Here is a 1,389-nt window from a genome sequence, read left to right as displayed (position 1 = left end):
CGCCGCCGATCCGGACGATGAGCCGTAAAATCCTTATGTAGGTTTTCTGCTCCGTTGCTACTCAGACCCCGACTACAGCACCGGCACCATATGTATTGCTTTTGTGTAGACAGAATTATATGTTTTGCAGATGAATATAACCGGCTTTGATTGGGATGACGGCAATTGGCCGAAGTGCGGGAAGCACGGAGTTTCGAGAGAAGAAATCGAGCGGTTATTTCTGGAAGGTCAGGCGCGAGTAGCCCCCGACATCAAGCATTCGACACCAGCCGAGAGCCGGCACATTGCTGCTGGCTACGTCAATGGTCGGGCCATGTTCGTGGCGTTTGCCTGTCGGGGCACCCTCATCCGTCCGATCAGTGCGCGATACATGCATGCAAAGGAGGCGAGCAGCTATGAAGCGAGTACCTGAGTTCAAGACTGATGCCGAAGCTGAAGCGTTCCTGGAGCAAGACCTGTCCTGCCTCGATTTCAAGCAGTTCAAGCCGATGCAGTTCGAGGTCGCAAAGAAGGAAGCTTCCCTGAACATGCGCCTGCCCGCCATCCTCATGGAGGCAATACGAGCCAAGGCGAAGGCCAAGGGCATTCCCTACGCCCGCTATGTGCGCATGGTGCTGGAAGCTGACTTGCGGCAGAGGCATTGACCGCCACAGCACACTTGGCGACGGCTTGAACGCCGTCGCCACCCGTCCATGGTGGCAACGCCTGACGCGCTGACGACAAGTCGCAGATTCCGGATTGCCAGTTCCCTTATTTCGCGAAATAAAAGCGCCGCAACGCGCGTTTTGCGAGAAGGGAACAGATGCCGCCAGCACACCGGAAGGGTGATATTGGCTCCGGCCACGGGTGCCATTTTCCGCCGACACCCGCCACAGGCGGAAGCTCGGACGTATTCACCAATGGGTTGCATGCAATGCGCGTTGGCGACAGTTACGCTGCACATGCTTGCACAATGGGCCACGCAGGACCGCACGCACGGGCGCTGATGAGCGGTTCCGCCAGTGTGTTCATCAACGGTCGCCCGGCCGGACGCATCGGCGATGCCATCGACTGCGGCGGAACCGCAGCAACAGGATCATCCAACGTTTTCATCGGTGACGAAGGTCCGGGCGGTTCAGGCTGCCAGACCCAGCAGGGCGGCAACGCCTCCCCGTCCACACGAGGATGAACCGTCTGCATGGATGACGAAACACCGGCACGTTCCCTGTCCGAGCCGCACAAGGCTCTCCTCGGCTATCTCTGCGAGCAGGCGAACGATCCCAATATCCGCATCTTTGCCGTCATGGACGGTGCCTTCTTCCAGAACGTCGATGCAGACCTGCGCAATGCAGGCCTCTCGCGAAGACCGCTCTACCGCTATGGCGGTGATTACTCGGTGGTGATGGGCGG

3 protein-coding genes and 1 pseudogene are annotated in these 1,389 nt (G+C 58.8%); all 4 read left to right on the top strand.

Annotated elements, in window-relative coordinates:
• The first annotated feature begins 130 nt into the window (after positions 1 to 130).
• A complete protein-coding gene (locus E8M78_RS09430) occupies positions 131 to 412 on the top strand; it encodes a BrnT family toxin (protein ID WP_137134818.1) in 282 nt (93 codons plus the stop codon).
• Positions 396 to 644, top strand: coding sequence for a BrnA antitoxin family protein (locus E8M78_RS09425; RefSeq protein WP_137134817.1), 249 nt, complete (start codon positions 396 to 398; stop codon positions 642 to 644). The genes E8M78_RS09430 and E8M78_RS09425 overlap by 17 nt, the downstream gene beginning before the upstream one ends.
• 158 nt (positions 645 to 802) lie before the next feature.
• Positions 803 to 1,168, top strand: a complete 366-nt coding sequence (locus tag E8M78_RS09420) for a PAAR domain-containing protein (protein WP_137134816.1) — start codon at positions 803 to 805, stop codon at positions 1,166 to 1,168.
• A gap of 9 nt (positions 1,169 to 1,177) precedes the next feature.
• Positions 1,178 to 1,389: pseudogene (locus E8M78_RS09415) on the top strand (hypothetical protein); the annotation flags it as partial.

The sequence above is a fragment of the Rhizobium sp. FKY42 genome (assembly GCF_005222835.1).
In the GTDB taxonomy this organism is placed as follows: Bacteria; Pseudomonadota; Alphaproteobacteria; order Rhizobiales; family Rhizobiaceae; genus Neorhizobium.
The sequence above is the reverse complement of the archived record's forward strand: the minus strand, read 5'-3'. Positions and strand labels throughout refer to the sequence as shown.